This is a genomic window from Actinophytocola sp. (assembly GCF_036555685.1).
Lineage (GTDB): Bacteria > Actinomycetota > Actinomycetes > Mycobacteriales > Pseudonocardiaceae > Actinophytocola.
The window spans coordinates 25,976-46,261 of the sequence record NZ_DATBKY010000094.1; the positions used below are offsets into that span (position 1 = coordinate 25,976).

Consider the following 20,286-nt stretch of genomic DNA (forward strand, 5'->3'; position numbering starts at 1 on the left):
CCCCGCCGCATGCGACGTCCACGCGGGGTGCTCGACAGTTCGGCCGCGGCCTTGCTCGAGGGGTACGACTGGCTGCCCGTCCGGCGTGCGCGCGGCGTCGACGGCGTCGCGCACACGCGGGTGCTCGGCCAGCGTGCCGTCGGCCTGTGCGGAACCGACGCCGCGCGGTTCTTCTACGACGAGGACCACGTGCGCCGGCACACCGCGGTGCCCTGGCCGGTGCAGAACACGCTGTTCGGCAGGCACGCCGTCCACACGCTCGACGGTACTCGGCACCGGGCCCGCAAGGACTACTTCCTCACCGCGGTGACCCCGGTGTCGGCCAAGGCACTCGCCGACCGCGTCTCGGCCGCGTGGGTCGACGTCGTGGCCTCGTGGCGCCCGGGTCGCCCGGTCGTGCTGTTCGACGAGGCGAGCCGGATGCTCACCAGCGCGGTGTGCGCCTGGGCCGGCGTACCGCTCGCGGCCGCCGACGTGCCGGCGGTCGCGCGTGACCTCGTCGCCATGGTCGACGGCTTCGCGACGCCGGGCCCCAGGCACTGGCGCGCGCGCCGGGCCCGGGGCCGCCGGGAGGCATGGCTGGTCGAGCTGATCACCGCCGTGCGGGAGGGGCGGCTCGAGACACAGCCCGGGACGGCGCTGGACCTCGTGGCGGCGCACCGCGAGCCGGACGGCGAGCTGCTGGCGCCCCGGCTCGCCGCGGTGGAGCTCCTCAACGTCATCCGGCCGACGGTGGCGGTCTGCTGGTTCGTCGCCTACGCCGGCCACGCACTGCACCGCTGGCCGGAACACCGCCACGCGCTCGGGCTGGACAACTCCGAGCTCACCACGGCCTACGCGCACGAGCTGCGGCGGTTCTACCCGTTCGCCCCGTTCATCGGCGGGCGAGCCGTGCGTGACCTGACATTTCGCGGGCAGCGGATCCCGAACCACGCCCTCGTGCTGCTCGACCTGTGGGGGCACAACCACGACCCAGCCCTGTGGGGCGACCCGTACGCCTTCCGCCCGGAACGGTTCCTGGGCCGCGACATCGGCGCGTTCGAGCTGGTGCCCCAGGGCGCCGGTGACCCGGCCACCAACCACCGCTGTCCCGGCGAACCGCTCACCCTGGCGGTCCTGGAGACGCTGGTGATGTGGCTCGCCCGGTTCGACCATGACGTCCCGGACCAGGACCTGTCGATCTCGCTGCGGCGCGTGCCGGCCCGCGTCGGCAGCGGGTTCGTGCTCGTCCCGAGGTAGCCGGCGCTGGTGTGTCAGCCGTCGATCTCGCGGTCGATCTCGTGGTGGCGGGTGGTGAGGGTGCGGGCGAGGTCGACGACCTTGATGTTGAGATCCTGCGAGGCCTTGCGCAGCACCTCGAACGCGTGCTCGGCGGTGTAGCCCTGCCGGTGCATGAGGATGCCCTTCGCCTGCCCGATCACGTCCCGCGACTCGAGCGCCTGCCGGAACTGCGTGCGCTCCGACTCGCGGGCTTCCAGCTGGGCGATGTGCGCCAGCGCCAGCGAGGCGTGGGTGGCGAGGAGCAGGGCGCGAACCCGGTCCGCCTCGGTGAGCAGGTTGCGTTCGGTGTAGATGTTCAGCGCGCCCGCGGCCACCCCGGCCGCCCCGTGCGGCAGCAATGCGGTCGACAGGACGGCCCCGAGACCGTATGCGAGTGCCCGTGACGTGAACCGGGGCCATCGCTCGTCCCGCGTCAGGTCGACGCTGACGGTGTAGGCCGGGCCGCGCGGATCGGCGGCGTCGACGCACGGCCCGTGGCCGCTTCCGTACTGCGCCTTGTCGAGCTCCACCGCGATCTCGGCGGTGGTGGCCGGGGTGTAGAAGGTCCCGTCCGGCCGCTGGAGTGTCACGCTGACCGCCTTGGCGTGCGGGACGACGGCCAGCGCGGCGTCGACGACGTGCCCCATCGCCGCCGCCACCGTTCGCTCGTCGAGCACCTCCCGGGTCATCTCGGCGAGCCGGGAGGCGATCCGCTCGGCCTGGCTCGGTGGGCGCAGCGGTGGGCGCGTCGGTGGGCGCGTCGATGGGCGCGTCGATGGGCGCAGCGACGGGAGAGCCTGCCCGGTACCGGGTGCCGCCGCGGCGAGCGCGTCCTCGACCGTGTCGAACATGGGCAGGTACGCGTCCAGGCCGACGCTGCGCAGGGTCTTCGCCGGCGGGCTGTCAGGTTCGACCACCGAGCGGCACGCGATCCCCCGCGAGCGCAGCAACGAGGCGAGGTCGTCGAGCGCGCGAGCGCCGGCGGCGGTAGCCAGGTCCAGGTCCCGCAGGTCGAAGACCAGCAGGCCCGGCGCGGGCATGGCGAGCGCCTCGTCGCGGAAGTCCGCTCGAGAAGCCGCGGCCGTCGCGTGGTCCAGCACCCCGGACAGGCTCAGCACGAGGGCCGAACCAACCGGTTCGGCGGTGAGATCGAGAGTGCCGGTCATGTCGTGTCTCCCCGGGTCCCCAGTTCACTGCTCGAAGCGTTGCCACCTGGGCGCGAACCCAAACCTCCCGAACACCGTTCGTCCCCGGTAAAGGGCAGGTCACGCGGTGATGGGCGTTTGCCGGCATACCGTCGGGGTAGGCGAATAGCGGAGTTTTCTGTGTGGCCCACCGGGTCACGTCGGAATCACTGGAACACCTGATGTCTTCGACGACTTTGGAAATCGAGCTTCGAGAGCTCGCCGGGGCGGCCGTCGTGACCGCGCGCGGGGTGCTCGACCGGAGCACGTACGAGAAGCTGCGGTCGGCGCTGGTCAAGTGCGCGGTGGACGAGCCGCGCGCGGTCATCGCCGACCTGTCCGGCGTCGAGGTCCTGGACAGCGCGTCGTTCGCCCTCTTCGCGCAGCTGTCCGCGCAGCTGTCGGACTGGCCTGGCCTGCCGTTGCTGCTGGTCACCGGGTCCGGACACGCAGCGGCGCGGCTGCCGAGCCACGTGCGCCGGTTCGTCCGGGTGTGTTCGTCGGTCCCCGAGGCGATCACGCACATCGGGGAGCGGCCGGTGCGCCGGGCCGTCCGGCGAGCCCTGCCCAACGGCTTCGCCGCCACCGCGCTGTGCCGGCGGTTCGTCCAGGAGACGTGCGCGCGGTGGCACGTGGCCGCCGAGGACACCGAGGACGCCGCGGTGATCGCCGGCGAGCTCGTCGAGAACACCCTGGTGCACACGTACTGCGCCCCCGAGCTGCGCCTCGAGCTTCGCCGCGGCCTGCTCACCGTCGCCGTGTCCGACGACGATCCCACGCCGGCCGAGCCGCGGGCGCGGCAGGACGGCCACGGCGGCCTCGCGCTCGTCGCCGCGCTGGCCCGGATCTGGGGCTGCGAACCCACGATGCAGGGCGGCAAGGTCGTGTGGGCCGTCCTGCGGGTCGACGCTCGCTGACGGGCCGCGCGGCAGAACGCTCAGGCGCTTCGCCGCGACAGCCGTGCGGTCGCTCCCCGGTCGGCCGCCCAGCTCGCGAGCCTCGGTTCGAGAATGCGGTAGAAGTCGGGATGGAGGGCCATCGCCGTGTGGCTGCTGTGTATCTCGACGCACTCGGCGCACGGGTCCTGGCACAGCCGCCACGGCACGACCCCGTCGACGCGGGAGTACACCGCGACGGCGGGGATGCCGGCGGGCAGCGGCGCGTTGAGCGCGGCGGTGCTGTCCTGGTAGCAGTCCCCGTCGAAACAGTCGTCGTTCAGAAAGCCGCGCAGCCCGAACGAGGAGAGCCGGGTGAGCATGCGCGCCGTCCGGACGACGGACGCCCGCACGCCCAGCGGGTCCAGCACCGGGCTGCCGAGCAGGACCAGGCCACGCACGAGCTCCGGCCGGCGCACGGCCACGATGCGGGCGAGCCATCCGCCGCGGCTCTGGCCCAGCATGACGACAGGGCCGCCCGTGTGCTCGGCGTGTCCTTCGAGCCGCTTCTCGATGCGGTGCACCAGCTCGGTCGTGCAGCCGATGTTCAGGCCTATGCGCGCCCCCGCCGGCCGGTAGCCGCGGGTGCGCAGCCATTGGCGGGTGAGCGTGAGCGTCCGGTCGCCGCAGCCGAAGCCCGGCACCAGCAGCACGCCGAGGCCGCGCCCCTGCTCCTTCTTCGCGGTGCGCCACACGTCGTGCCGCAGCAGCCGCGGGATCGTGGCGAGCATGGCGACGAGCATCTGCTCCCGGGCGGCCCCGCGCAGGCCCTGAATCATGCGTCCGAAGTCGAAAACCGGCACGTCCAGCCTCCGTCCAATTCGGATGAGGCATACCCCGATAGAGACCGTTTATGCCGTGCCGCCGCGTCGGGCCCGCCCCGGTCCGGCCGGGTCGGGACCGCCGGCGCCGGCCGCGAGCTCGCGGATCCCGTCGGAGAGCGCGGTGAAGACCGGGATCGTCGCGGCCACGCCGCTCATCCGCAGCACCCGCATGGTGATCGACTCCGAGGCGACGAGCCCCAGGCGGATGCCGCGCGCTCGCGCGTCCGCCGCGGCTTCGACGAGCACCCGCAAGCCCGCCGCGGACAGGAAACGCACGGCGGTGAGGTCGCCGACGATCACCCGGCAGGCGCGGTCGGCCATGGCACGGGCGAAGGCGTCGCCGAGAACGGCGGCGGAGCTGATCTCGACGCAGCCGTCCACGACCAGCACGACGAGGTCGGACCGGTACTCGACCCGCCGCACGCGCAACGGTTCCGCACGACCGCTCCCCACGGCCTTCACGTCGCAAGAGTGCGCCCCCGCTGCACGGTCGAAACGTGCTCTGCGCGGGGCCACCTCCAGGTGCCTCCTCGGCCGCGTCGAATACGGGCCGGAGCAGGCAAAACGCCGGAAACCCGGCGCGCTGGCGCCATTGCAACCTGCCGCGAACGGAGTAACTTCGGTGGTGAACGGAGCAAGGTGCGGCCGTGCGGCATGTCTTGTGAAATCGGGGAGGGCTGTGCCCATGCCTGATGCCGCGGATGAGCTCAGCCGCAGGGGCGAGGCCGGGTGGCGGCTGGAGCGCGTCTTCGAGCTCGCCGGCCTCCTGGTGCTGCGGATCGGTGGGGCGATCGACGTCTCGGTGCACAGCGCGCTGGAGTCGCGGCTGGTGGCCGAAGTGGCCAAGGACGATCGGCATGCCGGGCATGTGGTCCTCGACCTCACGGACGTCACGCTGCTGTCCGCGGCCGCCGCGGGTGTGTTCACGCGGCTGGCCGACCGGTTGTCCGCGTCGGGGCACCGGTTGCTGCTCGTGGCCGGGGACGGCCCGGTGCACCGGCTGCTGGACGTGTTGCACGCGGGCGACGTGCTCGAAGTGTTCCCGACGATGGACTCGGCGCTGTCCGGCCTGCTCGGCACGCACTCCACCCCGGCGCCGCCCGGCGTCGCGGGCGACGACGAGCTGGTGCGGCTGCGTGCGCGGGTGCACGACCTGCGCGAGAAGCTGCGGACCCGGCCGCTGCTGGCGCACGCGATCGGCATGCTGCAGGAGCGGTACGGCCTGCCGGACGCGGACGCGGCGAACACGCTGATCCGCGAGGCGTCCCAGCAGCACAACATCAAGATGCGCGAGCTGGCGGCGGCGGTCATCGCGGCGCACCCGCCCGACACGCCCGACGCGCTGTTCTGGTTCCCGGGCCGGGTGCGCCAGCCCGCGCCGGAGGTGACGTTCGTGGCGCGCCAGCCCCGCGACCGCACGGCGTTCCTCGACGTCGTTCTCGATGCCGCCCTGTCGGCCACGCTGTCGACGGTCGGCGAGGTGTACGTCGTGGATCCGGTACGGGGCGGGCTGACCTTGCAGCGCCACCGCGGGCTGAGCGACGAGGTCGTGGCGTTCTTCACCCACGTCGGCACCGACGGCCAGTCACCGGGCGCGGCGTTGCGGGCGCGCCGGCGGGTCGTGGTGCGCGACGTGGCGACCGACAAGCTGTGCTCAGCGGCGGCGCGCGAGGTGCTGACGAGGGCGAGGCTGCGTTCGGTGCAGAGCACGCCCATGCTCGCGCCGTCCGGCGACTGCACCGGAGTGGTGACGACCCGCCATGCCGAGCCGGGTCGCACCCCCACCGACGAGGGCCTGGTCTGCCTGGATCGCATCGGCCACGAGGGCGGCGCCTGGCTCGCCTGGCACACCCGACTGTCTACATTGGATGCGCTCGAGTACCTGCACCGGCACGCGCGGGAATCGCGCCAGGAGCGCCCGGACGGCCGATGACCGGCGTCCTGAGTGGACACGAACGGGATATATCGACTGGCGGCCTTGCCGGGGAAGGGAGGCCACGATGCCGAGCAGGCACGACCGGGCTGTGCTGAGAGGGATGGAGAGCGCACTCAGTGCCGAGGCACCGGAACTGGCGGCGTCCTTCGACGCGTGGCGGGTGAAACCACCGGGAACCCGCCGCTGGCCGCCCGTCGCCGCGACCTGGCTCGCGGTCGCGCTGATGCTCGGCGGCCTCGTGCTGGCCTCCGTCGTCATGTTCTGGCTGGGCGCGCTCGCGGCAGGCGCCCTGCTCGGCGTGGGCCACTGGCGGCGCCGGACGGAACGGCGGCGCCCGCCGACGAGTTGACCGACGCCGCGACCGCAGCGGGCACCTTGGGGCCTGCGGTGGTGTCGGCTACTCCGCCGACTGCCGCCCGACGGCGGAGTCGGCGGCCAGGCCGGCGTGGTCGTCCTGCTCTTCCGACTCCATGATCAGGATGCAGCCCTGCACCGCGCCCGACGGGCTGCGCAACGCGCCGCACCGCACCCGCAGTGCGATCCGCCTGCCCCGCCGGTTCACCGCCGCCAGCTGTACGGTCGTGTCGAACTTGTCGTCCTGCAGCGCGCTGCGCACGGCCGGCTGGATCTCGGCCACCGGCAGGCCGATGTCGAGGTTGAGCAGGTGCTGCCCGGCGGCCTCGTCGTGGCGCAGGCCCCACAGGTCCTCCGCGCCGCGGTTCCACGCCAGGATCCGCATCTCGGTGTCCACGACCACGAGCCCGGCCCGGAAGGACGTCAGGATCGATTCGAGGAAGTCGTTCACCTCGTCGAGCTCGAGGCTGCGCTCCCGGAGCGTGTCGTTGATCGCCTGGAGCTCGTCGTTGGTGGACTGGAGCTCCTCGTTCATCGTCTCGAGCTCCTCGTTGGTGGACTGGAGCTCCTCGTTCGTGGTCTCCAGCTCTTCCACTGTGGACTGGAGTTCCTCGTTGGTGGTCTCGAGCTCCTCGTTGGTCGACTGCAGCTCCTCGTAGGCCGATTCGAGCTGCCGGTGGGCGTGCGCCAGCTCGTCGAGCAGCGCCCGCGCCGAGGTGACGTCGTGGAACACGATCGACACACCGAGCAGCCCGCTTTCGCCGTCCACCAACGGGTTCAGGTGGATCTCGAGCCAGACGACCTCACCGGCACCGCGCTGCCACTCGACGTCCTTGATACGGATCGCGCGGCGTTCGACCTTGGCCTGTTCGATGTAGCCGCGCAGCTCCACCGGCCGGTAGGACACCTCGAGATCACGCAGCGGCCGGCCGACGTCGCGCGTCGACAGCCCGAAGACGATCTCCGCCTGCTGGTTGATCAGCGCGACGATGTCCTCCGCGGTGACCACGACCTGCGCGACGGGGCTCGCCGAGAACGCGGACTCGCGCAGCTGGTCGAACTTGCTGATCTCACCGTGCCGGTCGTACATGACCTGCTGGGTCGGGAAGGTGCCCAGGCTCACCGGGCCCGACGTGGTCTTGCGGAACACCCGGCGCTTGAGGTCGACCGGGTCGAAGATCCTGCTGTGCGACAGGAGCATCTCGGCCTTGCCGAGGAACAGCAGCCCACGCATGGCGAGCGCGAAGTGCAGGCGGGAGAGGATCCGCGTCTGTGTCTCGGCGTTGAAGTACATCAGGGTGTTGCGGCACACCAGCAGGTCGATGCGGGAGATCGGCGCGTCCTGCACCAGGTCGTTGCGTCCGAAGATGACCGACCGGCGCAGGTCCTTGCGGAAGACGTACTGGCCGCCCTGCCGGTCGAAGTACTTGGTCAGCAGGTCGGCGGGCACGTTGTCCACGGCCGCCTCGGCGTACGCCGCGTGCCGGGCGTGGGCGAGGGCTTCCTCGTCGACGTCCGTGGCATAGATCTTCACGCGTTGCCGGAACCGGTCCACGCCAAGGATCTCGGCGAACACCATGGCCAGCGAGTAGGCCTCCTCGCCGGAGGCGCAGCCCGCGCTCCAGATCCGGATCGAGTCCTCCGGCGAGCGCTCGGCGAGCAGCGTAGGCACGATCTCGGTGCGCAGGTAGTCCCACGCGTCCGGGTCGCGGAAGAAGCTCGTGACGTTGATCAGGATGGTGTTGAACAGTGCGTTGAACTCTTCGGCGTTGACCTGGAGGTGGTCGATGTACTCGGCGTAGTCGTAAATGTCGACCTGATCCATCCGGCGGTGAACGCGCCGGGAGAGGCTCGTTCGTTTGTAGCCGGTGAAGTCGAACCCGCGAGCCTCCTTCAGGTAGGTCAGCACGGCTTCGAAGTCGCCGCTGGGTTCGATGCTGGAAGGCACCCACACACGCTACTCGGTCTCGTTCCCGCACGTCGGGGTGTCGGCGTCCGCGTGTTCGGCTACGCCTCCGGGTCGTGCCGGCCGGCCGCCCGCAGCGGTTCCCGCAGCAGCTTCGCCGCCTCCATCGCCTCCTCCGCGAGCTGGTCGTACCGGGTCGCGACGCCGGTGCTGCCACGCTCCCGCGCGTGCTCGGCCATCCGGCGGCTGAGCGCCGCCTTCTCGTCGAGGGTGCGGACCGCCATCCACAACGCCCGCTCCCAGGCGAGGCCCTGGGCGTCCAGCAGTGCCTCGGCGGTCCACGCGTGGCCGATGCGGCAGCGATACCTGTTGCCCGGCGCCATCTCGATCAGGGCGCCGTCACAGTCTGGACAGGTGAAGCCGGACATGTGCCCCAACGCCTCCGGGTCGTGACCGATCTGTGCGGACGTGTCCGAGGTGGCGATCTCGTTCTCCAAGCGCATCAGCCTGGACGGTGCCGGAGCGTCGTGCACTTCCACTTCCTCCCTGCTGAGCTTGTCGAGGGCCGCGCCGACCGCCCCGGCCGGCAGCACGTGGTCGACCGCGAGGGACTGCATGGCGTGCCGCGGCATGCCCGGGTAGAGGGCTTCGGCGGGATCCTGCGCGATCGTCCGGCCGCCCCGGCTCGCGATCGAGACCAGTCCCGCGACGCCGTCGTCGAGCACCCCCGACAGCAGCACTCCGGTGACGCGCGGTCCGGCCGTGACCGCCGCGGAGCGGAACAGCGCGTTGATCGCCGGCCGGCGGCCGTTCTCGGTCGGCCCGTGGGATAGCGCCACCTGCCCGTCGAGGACGATCAGATGGTGGTTGGGCGGTGCGACGTAGATGACCCCGTGCTCCATCGGCATGCCGGTCCGCGCGCTGCGCGCCGGCAGCGGCCCGGACCGGGACAGGATAGCCGGCAGGGCACTGGTTCCGCCGGCCGGCAGGTGCAGCACGACCAGCACGCTGGCGGCGAGGTCCCCGGGCAGCCCCGCGGCGAACTCGCGCAACGCCTCGACACCGCCGGCGGACGCCCCGACAACGACGAGGTCGCGCGTGTACCGCGTCATCACATGGTTCCTCACGTCGGCGTGAACCCCGACCAGCCAACGGTACGCCTGACCTGCATTCCGGCAAGAGGGGTCGAATACCCGGTGATCACGGCGGCAAACCCGCCACGATTCGTTCCGCCTATGGTGGGTTTGGTTCGTGTGAGGGCGGGTAGGCGAACTGGTACCCGGTCCGACGCAGCCCGCGGACCGTCGCGCCGATCGAACACGAGGACTTCGTGGACCATGTCGTCGCAGTTGCGTATCGACCTCCAGGAGATGGCCGGCGCTGCGATCGTGTCGCCTCGCGGCGTGCTCGACCGCGCCACGCACGGGAGGCTGCGCACCGCGCTTGTCAAGGCGGCCACCGACGAGCCACGTGCGGTGGTCGCCGATCTCACCGAGCTGGCCGTGTCCGATGCCTCGGCGTACGCGTTGTTCGCCTCGGTGTCCTCACAGCTGGCCGAGTGGCCGGGGCTCCCGCTGCTGCTGGCCACCGGGCCGGGCGGGGGAGATGCGAAACCGCCGCCTCACGTGCGCCGGTTCCTTCCGGTGTGCCCGTCCGTGGCCGAGGCGGTGGCCCGCATCGATGACCCACCGCCGCGGCGGATCGCCCGGCTGGTACTGCCGAACAGCTTCGCCGGCACCAGGCAGGCCCAGCAGTTCGTCCGGGACGTCTGTGCCGACTGGGACGTGGTGGCAGCCACGTCGGACGCGATGATGATCGCCTGCGAGCTGGTGGAGAACACCCTGCTGCACACCTACTGCGCACCGTCGCTGCGGATGGAGCTGCGCCGCGGGTTGCTCACCGTCGCCGTGTACGACGACGACCCGGCCCCGGCCGAGCTCGTCGAACCGGCCGGGGCCCGGGGTACCCGAGGTGGCCTGGCACTCGTCGCCACGCTGGCCCGTACCTGGGGCTGCGCGTCCACCACGTTCGGTGGGAAGGTCGTGTGGGCCGTGATGCGGATCCGCGACCGAAACTGACCGGCATTGACCAGCCGGCGTCGGCGGCTATCCCTCGTGGCGGTTCTCCACCAGCCATTCCGCGACGGTGTAGAGCTTCATGTTGGTGTGCTGGGAGGCCTCGGCGAGCATGCGGAACGCGGTCGCGGAGTCGACGCCGTTGCGCTCCATCAGGATCCCCTTCGCGGTGGCGATGATGTCCCGGTGCTCGATCGCCGCGATGAGCTGCGCTTCCTTCTGGGCGCCGACGAGCGCGATCGCCGCGTGGGTGGCGAAAAGCCGGCCCTCCTGTTCGGTGCGCTCGCTGAACGCGTCGGCCTGACTCGAGTAGAGGTTCAGCGCCCCCATGGTGGTCTCGCTGGTGAACAGGCGGTAGCTCAGCATCGACCGGACCCCGTGCGCCACGGCCGCCGGGCCGAACGCGGGCCAGCGCGACTCCTTCGCGAGGTCCCCGGTGCGGTACGTGCAGTGGTCGGTGATGGCGTCGACGCACGGCCCTTCCTTGAGGCGGTACTGCACCTCGTCTATTTCGGCCACCACGTCGGCGCTCGGCGTCTTCGTCCGCGGCCGGCCGCCCTCCACGAGCGAGATGCCGGCGTGTTCGACCCCTGGGATGTGTGTCAATGCCGTGTCGATGATCGCGCGCAGCGTCGCTTCGAGATCCGGTTCGGCCTCCAGCGACCGCGCCACGGAGCTCAGCACGCCGGCGAGCGACGAGGTGCCGCCGCTGTCCGGCGCCGGACGTATTTGCGCCCCGGCGCGCGGCGAGCTCATGGCGGCGTCGACGGTGGTGAACGTCGTCAGCGCCGCGCCGGCCTGGGAGAGCTCGATCGTCCGCCGGTGCGCACCGGCGACCACGAGCAGGCGCCGGCCCGAAGCGCTGAGCCGCTCGGCGAGCTCGGTGAGCGCCCGCGTCCCGGCGGCGGACACCACGGTGGCCTCGTGCACGTCGAGTACCACGTCCATGCCGCTCACGTCCGGCGTGTCCAGCCGGGAGAGCAGCCGCGACCCCAGATGCCCGCTGGACGCGAGGTCGACGAGCCCGTCCAACCGCACGAGCACGACGGCCCGCTCGTTCTCCTCGTCCGGCCGCTCGGCCGCGAGAGACGGCCTCGAGGTCATCTCGGGCGTACGCGCCCGGGCGTCGTCGGGCACGGACATGACTGCGGCCTCCCGTCGGCATGCGCGCCGGCGACCGTCGTGTCGCGATCGCCCGTTCCGTTACTGGTATTACGGGTACCCCGAGGTGGTCAACTTGACCCGTGTGTGTTCACCTCACCCCGGAGAGGTGAGGACCCGGACGGGCAGTCTGGCCAGGCTGTCACCTGTGCCGTGGACCCCTGGTGACCACACGTGACCCGCGGGCGCCTCGTCGTCGCGGCGGTGGTCCTGATCGTGGTGTCGGCCGTGCTCGGCGGGGTGGTCGGGGCCTGGCTGCGGTCCGGCTCGGATGCGTCGAACGGGTCCGGCGGGTCCCGCGGTTCCGGCGGCTCGGGTGGGGCGGCGCCGGCCGGGACGCCGTGTGACGTCACCGAGGTGGCCGCGCGGGTGTTCCCGTCCCTGGTCACGGTCAACGTGCGGGGCGGTGGGGGAGCCGGGTCCGGGTCCGGCTCGGTGCTGGACCGCGAGGGCGACGTGCTGACCAACGACCACGTCATCGAGGCGGCCGCGGTCACGGGCACCATCACCGTGGACTTCGCCCGGGGGCAGGCCCAGGTGCCGGCGCGCATCGTGGGGCGCGACCCGGCGACCGACCTCGCGGTGATCCGGGTGCCGCCGGACTCGGTCCGGCTCACCCCCATCGCGGCCGGCGAGTCCGCCGCCCTGGTGGTGGGGCAGCCGGTGGTCGCCGCGGGCTCCCCGCTCGGCCTGACCGGCACGATCACGTCGGGCACGGTGAGCGCCCTCAACCGCTACATCAATGTGGGGCAGGGCGACGCGCCGGCGACGCTCGTCAACTCCATCCAGACCGACGCGGCCATCAACCCCGGCAACAGCGGTGGCCCGCTGACCGACTGCGCCGGCCGCCAGGTCGGGGTCAACTCGGCCGGCGCCCAGGTGCCCGGCAGCGAGGGCGGCAGCATCGGGCTGAACTTCGCCATTCCCATGGACTTCGCCCGCTCCGTGGCCGACGAGCTGATCCGCACCGGCCGGGCCACCCACCCGAGCATCGGCGTACTCGCCGTCACCGTCACCGCCGAGATCGCCGACGCCACCGGGCTGGTCCGGGGCGCGCTGGTGGAGCAGGTCGTGCCGTCGCTCGGCGCCGCCCGCGCCGGGATCCGCCCCGGCGACGTGATCACCAAGCTCGGGGGCACACCGGTGAACAGCGTCGACCAGATGCTCGTCGCCCTGCGCGAGCACGAGCCGGGCGACACCGTCGAGGTCGCGTACGTCCGCAACGGCAATCCGACCAGCGCCAGCGTCGCGGTGAGCGGAAGTTAGGCGGCCGGCCGGCTCTCGTCCGGGAGGGGCGACGGACAGGTCGTTCACGTTTCGGACTCCTCCGGGTCCGGCACGGGTTCGGGCGACGCGGGTTTGCGCTGGCGCAGATGCCACCTGCGCCGGTGCTTGCGCCGTTCGGCGAGCGCGGCGACTGCCGCCTCGTCCAGCTCCTTCGCCGAGGAGCGAAGCAACGCGTCCGCCCACCGCGCACGTGGATCGACGTCCACCAGCAGCACCTTGACCAACACCGTCAACGGGATCGCGAGAATCGCACCCAGCGGGCCGAGCAGCCATGCCCAGAACGCCAGCGACAGGAAGGTGACGGTGGTCGACAGGCCGACCGAGTCCCCGACGAACCGGGGCTGTATCAACGACTGGATCACGAAGTTCAGCGCGCCGTACACGATGATCACGGCGATCATCAGGCCCGGCCCGCCGGCGAGCAACGCGAGCAGCGCGGGCGGTACCAGGCCCATGATGAACCCGATGTTCGGGATGTAGTTGGTCACGAACGCCAGCAGCCCCCAGGTGAGCGCCAACGGCACGTTCATGATCCACAGGGCGATCGTGTCGAAGATCGCGACGATGAGCCCGAACACCGTGGTCACCATCAGGTACCGCCGCGTGCCGCTGGCGAAGCGCGCCAGCGCCACACCGATGCCCGGCCGCTCCGCGGTGATCGTGTGGAGCCGGTCGCCGATCCCGGAGGACTCGATGCTGAGGAACAGCAGCAGCGCCAGCAGGAACACGAGACTCGTGGCCAGCCCGGCGACGCCGCTCAGCAGCACGGAGAGCACGCGGCCGACATGGTTCAGGTCGAGTGAGTTCGCGGCCTGCCGAAGCTGCTCCTGGCCGACCCCGAAATCGGCGAGCCAGGACGTCACGGAGCGGGCCAGGTCGCCGGCGTCGCGCGCGTACTCCGGCAGCTTCGTCGCCAGCGCGGCCACCGACACGATGATGCCCACGGCGACGAAGCCCAGCACGCTGAACACGCACAGGACCAGCACCACGATGGTCAGCCAGCCCGGCCAGCCACGCCGCCGCAGCCACGAGGCGACCGGCGACACCGCGATCACGATCACGAGCGCCAGGAAGGTCGGCGCGATGATCCAGGAAGCGGCCCGCACGCCGGCGAACACGACGACAGCGGCGGCGGCACACAACAGGACGACGAGCGCTCGCGGCAGACCGAAGGCAGGTCCACCGCCGGACCGGAAGGCATTTTCCTCAGCGACAGTTGTCATTCGCGGACTCTAGGCGCACGCACCCCGTCGCTGCGTCACCCACGACGAGCGAGAAGCTCCCCCGGGCGGTCCCCGCACCCGGCTCGCCGGCGCTGCCGACGAGACCAGCACGCTATCGGCCATCGGGGTAGTGCCCGCCCCAGTTGGCGTAGTGGCCGCGTGACGGGTTCGGGACAATGTGGACATATTGTTAACTGTTTATACGTTGATGGTCAGCGGCTCTTGTGCGGGACTTCGCCGCGCTCGATTCTTGAGCCGGTTCGCGCGAACCGGCTCACCTCTTTCACGCACGTGACCCCCGGTAGAGGGCTCGGGGGCGCTGCGCCCTGCTCAGAGGAGTTCGGTTCATGTCATCGAGATTGAGACGTGTCGTCGTCCTGGCCTCGGCCGGCGCGCTGGTCGCGGCATTCGCGGCCGTCACGACGTCCGCGGCACAAGCACAACCCGCCCCGAGCGCCGCGCCGAGCGCGCAGGCGCTCGCCACGAACGCCGCGTCCGCCTTCGTGGCGGCCAAGCCCGCCGCGCTGCACGCGAGCGCGAGCGACAAGTTCACGCAGCACTCCGCGATCAGCTTCAAGGGCACGCAGTACGTGCCCTTCGACCGCACCTACAAGGGTCTTCCCGTGGTGGGTGGCGACTTCGTCGTCATCACCAACTCCGCGGGTCAGGTCATGGACACCTCGGTCGCCCAGAACCAGGCGATCAACCTCGCCTCGACCACACCGAAGCTCACCGCCGCGCAGGCCGCGGCGACCGCCCGCACGGAGCTGAAGTCCGTCACCTCGGCGAGCGCCCCCCAGCTCGTCGTCTTCGCGCACGGCTCGCCCCGGCTCGCGTACCAGACCATGGTCACCGGCACCGGCAGCGAGGGCTACAGCAAGCTCTCCGTCGTCGTCGACGCGCAGTCCGGCAAGGTGCTCGAGAGCCGCGAGCACGTTATGCACGGCACCGGCACCAGCGCGTGGAACGCCAACCCGGTCACCATCAACACCACGCACTCCGGGTCCACCTTCTCCATGCGCGACCCGAGCATCAGCAACCTCAGCTGCCAGGACGCGGCCAACAACCAGGTCTTCTCCGGTCCGGACGACAACTGGGGCAACGGCACCGCGAGCAACCGGGAGACCGGCTGCGTCGACGCGTTCTTCGGTTCGCAGACCGAGAACGCGATGCTCGCCTCCTGGCTCGGCCGCAACGGCCCGGACGGTGCGGGCGGCGCGTGGCCGATCCGCGTGGGCCTGAACGACCTCAACGCCTTCTACGACGGATCGCAGATCCAGATCGGCCACAACCAGGCCGGCGGCTGGATCGGCGCCATCGACGTGATCGCGCACGAGCAGGGTCACGGCATCGACGACCACACCCCGGGCGGTATCTCAAACGGTGGCACCCAGGAGTTCGTCGCCGACACCTTCGGCGCGGGCAGCGAGTGGTTCGCCAACGAGTCCACAAGGGACGTTCCCGACTTCACCGTAGGCGAGCAGGTGAACCTGGTCGGCCAGGGCCCGATCCGCATCATGTACAACCCGTCGCAGATCGGCGACCCGAACTGCTACTCGAGCTCGATCCCCAACACCGAGGTGCACGCGGCAGCGGGCCCCGGCAACCACTGGTTCTACCTGCTGGCCGAGGGCACCAACCCGACCAACGGCCAGCCCACGAGCCCGACCTGCAACAGCACCACCTTCACGGGCGTCGGTGTCCAGAACGCCATGAAGATCATGTACGGCGCCATGCTGATGAAGACCTCCAGCAGCTCGTACCTGAAGTACCGCACCTGGACGCTGACCTCGGCGAAGAACCTCGACGCGACCTGCGGCCTGTTCAACGCCACGAAGAAGGCGTGGGACGCGGTGAGCGTGCCCGCCCAGTCCGCTGACCCGACCTGTTCGGCGAGCGGTGGCGTCACCGTCGGCAACCCGGGCAACAAGACCGGCACGGTGGGCACCGCGATCACGCCGTTCACGATCACCGCGAGCGGCGGCACCTCGCCGTACCACTTCTCGGCGACCGGGCTGCCCCCGGGCATCTCGATCAACTCGACGAGCGGCCAGGTGTCGGGCACCCCGTCCGCGGGTGGCACGTTCAACGTGACGGTGAACGTGACCGACAGCTCGAACCCGGTGAAGAGCGGGTCGACGCAGTTCACGTTCACGATCAGCGGCGGTGGCGGTGGCTGCGGCCAGAACCTGATCAGCAACGGCGGGTTCGAGAGCGGCGGTACCGGGTGGACCGCGACCACCGGTGTGATCAACACCGGCGCCAACGCCCACGCGGGCAACGGCTTCGCGTGGCTCGACGGCTACGGCCGAACCCACACCGACACGCTGCAGCAGACCATCTCGGTTCCGGCCGGCTGCAACGCGACGCTGAGCTACTACCTGTGGATCGACACCGAGGACGAGCCGTCGGCGGCCTACGACAAGCTGACGCTGACCGCCAACGGCCAGACGCTGGCGACCTTCTCGAACCTGAACGCCGGGTCCGGGTACGTCCAGCGGTCGTCCAGCCTGGCCGCTTTCGCGGGCCAGTCGGTCACGCTGAAGTGGACCGGCACGGAAGACGCGTTCCTGGCGACCAACTTCTTGATCGACGACGTGTCGACCAGCTGATCGGAGGGTGAAAGGGTCCGGTGGCCGGGTGCTTCGCGCCCGGCCACCGGCCTGTTCGGACACCGGTTGCCGGTCACTTACTGCGGTGCGGGGTTGGTGGCTGTGTTGGTGGCTATGACGCAGGCGACCGGCGGGTCGAGGGCCAGCGTTTCGGTCCGCTGCCAGGTGAAGCCGGCGCGGGTGAGCGCGTCCTGCAGCTCCTGGGCCACCCGCTTCGTGGTCTCCCGGTTCGCGCCCGGACTGCGGGGCTGGCTGACGAGCGCGATCCGCCCGCCCGGGCGCAGCAGGCCGCGCAGCTCGCGCAACCGCGCCTGCGGATCCGGCCAGAACGCCATGTTGTTGACGGCGAAGACGGTGTCGAGCGGTTCGGTGAAGCTCGGTAGCCGGTCGACCGGCGCCTGGGTGAGCCGCACGCGGTGTGCGGCGATGGCCGCGGCGTTGCGCCGGGATGCCTGCGCGACCATGACCGCGGAGTGGTCGACGCCGTAGACCTGCCCGCGGGTGACCCGGCGGGCGAGCTCGGCGAGGGCGATCCCGGGACCGAAGCCGATCTCGAGCACCCGCTCGGTGGGTCGCACGTCCAGCACGGCGACCACCCAGCGGTTGCGTGCCACGTTCGACCGCCGGTGGGCCATGATCCAGCCGACCAGCCGTCCGGGAAGTCCGCGAGGATGACCGAACTGGCGCACCATGCTGCGGATCGCGCGGGCGGGGAGCACGCGGGGGAGAACACTCGTCATGATCGCCAGTCAACGACTTCAAGTACACTTGAAGTCAATGGCAGAAGAAACGGCCGGCACGCGGTTGACGATCGGTGAGCTGGCGAGCCGCACCGGCGTCGCCACCTCCGCCCTGCGCTACTGGGAGCAGCTGGGCCTGCTGCCGGCGCCGGACCGGGTCTCCGGCCAGCGGCGCTACCCGTCGTCGGCCGTCGTGCTCGTCGGCGAGATCGTGCTCCTGCGCGACGTCGGCTTCACCCTGCGCGAGATCACCGAGCTGCGAACGCTCCGCACCTCGGCCGCCGTGGGGTGGCGGGAGCTGCACGAGCGCAAGCTCGCCGAGCTGGACGAGCGGATCGCCCACATGCGGGCGGCACGCACGGCCATCGCGCACGGCCTGGCGTGCCCACACGACGACATCCACGACTGCCCCACGTTCGCCCGCGGGATCGCCGCGCTCCTCGCCGGGGCCACGCTCGAACAGGCACACGGTCACTGACGTCGCCGCACAAGTCCCCGCACAAGTCCCCGCACAAGTCGCCGTCGCACAAACGGGCCTGCCCGCCCTTGTCGTCGTCACGCGGGCAACGGTGGGAAAACTGGTTAGTTGGCAATTAACTCAGCATCGTGACTTCAGGTGATTCTTCCCTAAACTGGTCCGTGCGGGCATCCTGCGCCCGTGAATTGCGCGAGGGCAAAAGGGGCGAATTATGAAGAATTCGATTCGTAGCTGGAGATCGGTCGTCGGAATCGGCATCGCGATGTCGGCCGTGCTGGCCGGGTCGGTGACGGCGGCGGCCGAGCCGATGGCCGGCGACCGGGTCGGCACGGTCGACCACGAGATGGGCGCGAGTATTCGCGCCCATGAAGGAGTCGAGCACGTCTCCGGTGTCGTGGCCGCGGCCACCCAGACGCCCGGGCTCGACGTGAGCCACTGGCAGGGCACGATCAACTGGGCGACGGTCAAGTCGCAGGGCGCGAAGTTCGCCTACATCAAGGCGACCGAGGGCACCAGCTATCGCGACCCGAACTTCAGTTACAACTACCTGCAGGCATACAACCAGGGCATCATCCGCGGCGCGTACCACTACGCGCGGCCGGACTCCTCCGGCGGCGCTGCCCAGGCCGACTACTTCGCCACGCACGGCGGCGCGTGGTCGGCCGACGGTCTCACCTTGCCGGGCACGCTGGACATCGAGTGGGGCACCGCCAGCCAGGGCGGGGACTGCTACGGCCTGAGCCAGTCGGCGATGGTGTCGTGGATCCTCGCGTTCAGCAACGAGTACCACGCGAGGACGACGCGCTGGCCGGTGATCTACACGGCGACGAGCTGGTGGACCGAGTGCACCGGCAACCGCGGCGACTTCTCCAGCACCAACCCGCTGTGGGTGGCCCGCTACTCGTCCACGGTCGGCGCGCTGCCGTACAACTGGAGCTACCAGACGATCTGGCAGTACGCCGACTCCGGCACCTTCCCGGGTGACCAGGACCGGTTCAACGGCGACTACAGCCGCGTGCAGGCGCTGGCGCTCGGCTGACCCGCGCCACCACGAAAGACCAGTGGCCGGCTCCGTCGCGGGACCGGCCGCTGGTCTTGCGGGCGGTGACCGGTCGCCTATCGGTCGGCGATCTGCCGCGCGATCTGCTGGAGCGTGTCCTCCTCGCTGACGCCCAGCTCCTCGGCGCGCATGGCGAGCAGCTCGCCGCACAGGTTGATGAGTCCGGAGACGACCTCGCGGGCCTTCTCCGTCCCGTAGTCGTCGAGCAGCCTGTTGTAGTACGTGCTCATGAACTCCGCGTCGCCCGAGCCGGCCCACGCGGTCATCACGCCGATGGCCTCGCGCATGTGCTCGTAGCCGGCGTTCTCCGTCATGGCCGCCATTGTCCATCGAGCCCGGATCCGTGCCGGCCATCGCCGGCCGTTCGCCGTGTCCATCTGCCGTGTCCATCCGCCGTGTCCATCCGGCGCGGCCGGCGGCGCTCGGCGATCGCGCATGTTCCGGACGTGACAACGGCCCCTGGCGTCCGGGACGCCAGGGGCCGTGTGCCGGTTGGGTCAGCTGACGCCGACGGCCGCCCAGGTCGCGGCGACCGCGGTCGACTCCGCACTCCCGGCGCCGTACAGCTCGTCGGCCGCGGCGATGGTCTGCGTGCGTGCCGCGTGGTAGTCGGTCGTCGACGTGAACTTCGTCGACAGCGCGTTGTACCAGATGGCCTCGGCCTTGTCCCGGCCGATGCCGGTCACGGTCGAGCCGTCACAGGTGGGGCTGTTGTAGTCCACGCCGTTGACGTTCTTCGCGCCGCTGCCCTCGGACAGCATGTAGAAGAAGTGGTTCGCGATGCCGGACGAGTAGTGCACGTCCACGTTGCCCGCGTCGGGGGTCCAGCAGCCGAGCGAGGCGCCGTCCTTCGTCGGGTCGTCCATGTAGCGCAGCGGCGAGCCGTCACCGTTGATGTCGATCTTCTCGCCGATCAGGTAGTCGCCCGGGTCGGCGGCGTTGTTGGTGGAGAACTCCACCGCGGTGCCGAAGATGTCGCTCGTGGCCTCGTTCAGGCCGCCGGACTCGCCCTCGTAGACCAGGCCCGCGGTGTTCGACGTGACGCCGTGCGACATCTCGTGGCCGGCCACGTCGAGCGAGGTCAGCGGGTGCGCGTCACCGATGCCGTCGCCGTAGGTCATGCAGAAGCACGAGTCGTCCCAGAAGGCGTTGACGTAGGCGTCGCCGTAGTGCACGAAGCTCTCCGCACCGACGCCGTCGTTACGGATTCCGTTGCGGCCGTGGACGTTCTTGTAGTAGTCCCACGTGCTC

The 20,286-nt window shown here is 70.9% G+C and carries 19 protein-coding genes; 9 read left to right on the top strand and 10 right to left on the bottom strand.

Annotated elements, in window-relative coordinates; all coding sequences use genetic code 11:
- Positions 1 to 9: 9 nt before the first annotated feature.
- A complete protein-coding gene (locus VH969_RS09765; protein WP_331973344.1) occupies positions 10 to 1,239 on the top strand; it encodes a cytochrome P450 in 1,230 nt (409 codons plus the stop codon).
- Between the two features lie 14 nt (positions 1,240 to 1,253).
- On the opposite strand, the gene VH969_RS09770 is transcribed toward VH969_RS09765, so the two are convergent.
- Positions 1,254 to 2,426: an ANTAR domain-containing protein gene (locus VH969_RS09770; protein WP_331973345.1), complete on the bottom strand. Its 1,173-nt coding sequence runs from the start codon at positions 2,424 to 2,426 to the stop codon at positions 1,254 to 1,256.
- A gap of 200 nt (positions 2,427 to 2,626) precedes the next feature.
- On the opposite strand from VH969_RS09770, the gene VH969_RS09775 reads away from it, so the two are divergent.
- The gene (locus VH969_RS09775) at positions 2,627 to 3,361 is read left to right on the top strand and encodes an ATP-binding protein (RefSeq protein WP_331973346.1); all 735 of its coding nucleotides are present in this window, start codon (positions 2,627 to 2,629) and stop codon (positions 3,359 to 3,361) included.
- Positions 3,362 to 3,381: 20 nt separating this feature from the next.
- On the opposite strand, the gene VH969_RS09780 is transcribed toward VH969_RS09775, so the two are convergent.
- Together VH969_RS09780 and VH969_RS09785 are read right to left on the bottom strand one after the other, a co-directional pair.
- Positions 3,382 to 4,182, bottom strand: a complete 801-nt coding sequence (locus VH969_RS09780; protein ID WP_414638457.1) for an alpha/beta hydrolase — start codon at positions 4,180 to 4,182, stop codon at positions 3,382 to 3,384.
- A 48-nt stretch (positions 4,183 to 4,230) separates the two neighbouring features.
- Entirely contained in the window at positions 4,231 to 4,665 is a 435-nt protein-coding gene (locus VH969_RS09785; RefSeq protein ID WP_331973347.1) for an STAS domain-containing protein, read from the bottom strand.
- 223 nt (positions 4,666 to 4,888) lie between these two features.
- Between VH969_RS09785 and VH969_RS09790 the strand changes: the two genes are divergently transcribed.
- Positions 4,889 to 6,136 carry an ANTAR domain-containing protein gene (locus VH969_RS09790; RefSeq protein ID WP_331973348.1) on the top strand — a complete coding sequence of 416 codons (1,248 nt, stop codon included), beginning with the start codon at positions 4,889 to 4,891 and terminating at the stop codon, positions 6,134 to 6,136.
- A gap of 67 nt (positions 6,137 to 6,203) precedes the next feature.
- On the top strand, positions 6,204 to 6,488 hold the full coding sequence (locus VH969_RS09795; protein ID WP_331973349.1) for a DUF3040 domain-containing protein: 285 nt from the start codon (positions 6,204 to 6,206) through the stop codon (positions 6,486 to 6,488).
- A 48-nt stretch (positions 6,489 to 6,536) separates the two neighbouring features.
- On the opposite strand, the gene VH969_RS09800 is transcribed toward VH969_RS09795, so the two are convergent.
- Together VH969_RS09800 and VH969_RS09805 are read right to left on the bottom strand one after the other, a co-directional pair.
- On the bottom strand, positions 6,537 to 8,441 hold the full coding sequence (locus VH969_RS09800; RefSeq protein WP_331973350.1) for a CheR family methyltransferase: 1,905 nt from the start codon (positions 8,439 to 8,441) through the stop codon (positions 6,537 to 6,539).
- 59 nt (positions 8,442 to 8,500) lie between these two features.
- Positions 8,501 to 9,511, bottom strand: coding sequence for a chemotaxis protein CheB (locus VH969_RS09805; protein ID WP_331973351.1), 1,011 nt, complete (start codon positions 9,509 to 9,511; stop codon positions 8,501 to 8,503).
- A 225-nt stretch (positions 9,512 to 9,736) separates the two neighbouring features.
- On the opposite strand from VH969_RS09805, the gene VH969_RS09810 reads away from it, so the two are divergent.
- Positions 9,737 to 10,477 (top strand): ATP-binding protein, encoded by a 741-nt coding sequence (locus tag VH969_RS09810; protein ID WP_331973352.1) that lies wholly within the window; start codon positions 9,737 to 9,739, stop codon positions 10,475 to 10,477.
- 27 nt (positions 10,478 to 10,504) lie between these two features.
- Here the strand turns inward: VH969_RS09810 and VH969_RS09815 are convergent, their stop codons facing one another.
- Complete coding sequence (locus VH969_RS09815; protein ID WP_331973353.1) at positions 10,505 to 11,617, bottom strand: ANTAR domain-containing protein; 1,113 nt, start codon at positions 11,615 to 11,617, stop codon at positions 10,505 to 10,507.
- Positions 11,618 to 11,809: 192 nt separating this feature from the next.
- Between VH969_RS09815 and VH969_RS09820 the strand changes: the two genes are divergently transcribed.
- Complete coding sequence (locus tag VH969_RS09820) at positions 11,810 to 12,901, top strand: S1C family serine protease (RefSeq protein WP_331973354.1); 1,092 nt, start codon at positions 11,810 to 11,812, stop codon at positions 12,899 to 12,901.
- A gap of 44 nt (positions 12,902 to 12,945) precedes the next feature.
- Here VH969_RS09820 and VH969_RS09825 read toward each other — a convergent pair whose 3' ends face one another.
- Entirely contained in the window at positions 12,946 to 14,145 is a 1,200-nt protein-coding gene (locus tag VH969_RS09825) for an AI-2E family transporter (protein WP_331973355.1), read from the bottom strand.
- A 347-nt stretch (positions 14,146 to 14,492) separates the two neighbouring features.
- On the opposite strand from VH969_RS09825, the gene VH969_RS09830 reads away from it, so the two are divergent.
- Positions 14,493 to 16,757 carry a M4 family metallopeptidase gene (locus tag VH969_RS09830; protein WP_331973356.1) on the top strand — a complete coding sequence of 755 codons (2,265 nt, stop codon included), beginning with the start codon at positions 14,493 to 14,495 and terminating at the stop codon, positions 16,755 to 16,757.
- Positions 16,758 to 16,834: 77 nt separating this feature from the next.
- Here VH969_RS09830 and VH969_RS09835 read toward each other — a convergent pair whose 3' ends face one another.
- Positions 16,835 to 17,497: a class I SAM-dependent methyltransferase gene (locus VH969_RS09835; protein ID WP_331973357.1), complete on the bottom strand. Its 663-nt coding sequence runs from the start codon at positions 17,495 to 17,497 to the stop codon at positions 16,835 to 16,837.
- Positions 17,498 to 17,534: 37 nt separating this feature from the next.
- On the opposite strand from VH969_RS09835, the gene VH969_RS09840 reads away from it, so the two are divergent.
- The gene (locus tag VH969_RS09840; protein WP_331973358.1) at positions 17,535 to 17,975 is read left to right on the top strand and encodes a MerR family transcriptional regulator; all 441 of its coding nucleotides are present in this window, start codon (positions 17,535 to 17,537) and stop codon (positions 17,973 to 17,975) included.
- Positions 17,976 to 18,237: 262 nt separating this feature from the next.
- Positions 18,238 to 19,014: a GH25 family lysozyme gene (locus VH969_RS09845; RefSeq protein WP_331973359.1), complete on the top strand. Its 777-nt coding sequence runs from the start codon at positions 18,238 to 18,240 to the stop codon at positions 19,012 to 19,014.
- Between the two features lie 77 nt (positions 19,015 to 19,091).
- Here VH969_RS09845 and VH969_RS09850 read toward each other — a convergent pair whose 3' ends face one another.
- Positions 19,092 to 19,349: a hypothetical protein gene (locus VH969_RS09850; RefSeq protein ID WP_331973360.1), complete on the bottom strand. Its 258-nt coding sequence runs from the start codon at positions 19,347 to 19,349 to the stop codon at positions 19,092 to 19,094.
- Between the two features lie 183 nt (positions 19,350 to 19,532).
- Positions 19,533 to 20,286, bottom strand: a 754-nt coding sequence (locus VH969_RS09855; RefSeq protein WP_331973361.1) for a M4 family metallopeptidase, incomplete at its 5' end; no start/stop codon positions are given.

Bases quoted from the DNA above. Each gene is read 5' to 3' on its own strand.
- VH969_RS09765 (WP_331973344.1), top strand. From the start codon at position 10: ATGCGACGTCCACGCGGGGTGCTCGACAGTTCGGCCGCGGCCTTGCTC.
- VH969_RS09770 (WP_331973345.1), bottom strand. From the start codon at position 2,426: ATGACCGGCACTCTCGATCTCACCGCCGAACCGGTTGGTTCGGCCCTC.
- VH969_RS09775 (WP_331973346.1), top strand. From the start codon at position 2,627: ATGTCTTCGACGACTTTGGAAATCGAGCTTCGAGAGCTCGCCGGGGCG.
- VH969_RS09790 (WP_331973348.1), top strand. From the start codon at position 4,889: ATGCCTGATGCCGCGGATGAGCTCAGCCGCAGGGGCGAGGCCGGGTGG.
- VH969_RS09795 (WP_331973349.1), top strand. From the start codon at position 6,204: ATGCCGAGCAGGCACGACCGGGCTGTGCTGAGAGGGATGGAGAGCGCA.
- VH969_RS09805 (WP_331973351.1), bottom strand. From the start codon at position 9,511: ATGACGCGGTACACGCGCGACCTCGTCGTTGTCGGGGCGTCCGCCGGC.
- VH969_RS09810 (WP_331973352.1), top strand. From the start codon at position 9,737: ATGTCGTCGCAGTTGCGTATCGACCTCCAGGAGATGGCCGGCGCTGCG.
- VH969_RS09815 (WP_331973353.1), bottom strand. From the start codon at position 11,617: ATGTCCGTGCCCGACGACGCCCGGGCGCGTACGCCCGAGATGACCTCG.
- VH969_RS09825 (WP_331973355.1), bottom strand. From the start codon at position 14,145: ATGACAACTGTCGCTGAGGAAAATGCCTTCCGGTCCGGCGGTGGACCT.
- VH969_RS09830 (WP_331973356.1), top strand. From the start codon at position 14,493: ATGTCATCGAGATTGAGACGTGTCGTCGTCCTGGCCTCGGCCGGCGCG.
- VH969_RS09835 (WP_331973357.1), bottom strand. From the start codon at position 17,497: ATGACGAGTGTTCTCCCCCGCGTGCTCCCCGCCCGCGCGATCCGCAGC.
- VH969_RS09840 (WP_331973358.1), top strand. From the start codon at position 17,535: ATGGCAGAAGAAACGGCCGGCACGCGGTTGACGATCGGTGAGCTGGCG.
- VH969_RS09845 (WP_331973359.1), top strand. From the start codon at position 18,238: ATGTCGGCCGTGCTGGCCGGGTCGGTGACGGCGGCGGCCGAGCCGATG.
- VH969_RS09850 (WP_331973360.1), bottom strand. From the start codon at position 19,349: ATGACGGAGAACGCCGGCTACGAGCACATGCGCGAGGCCATCGGCGTG.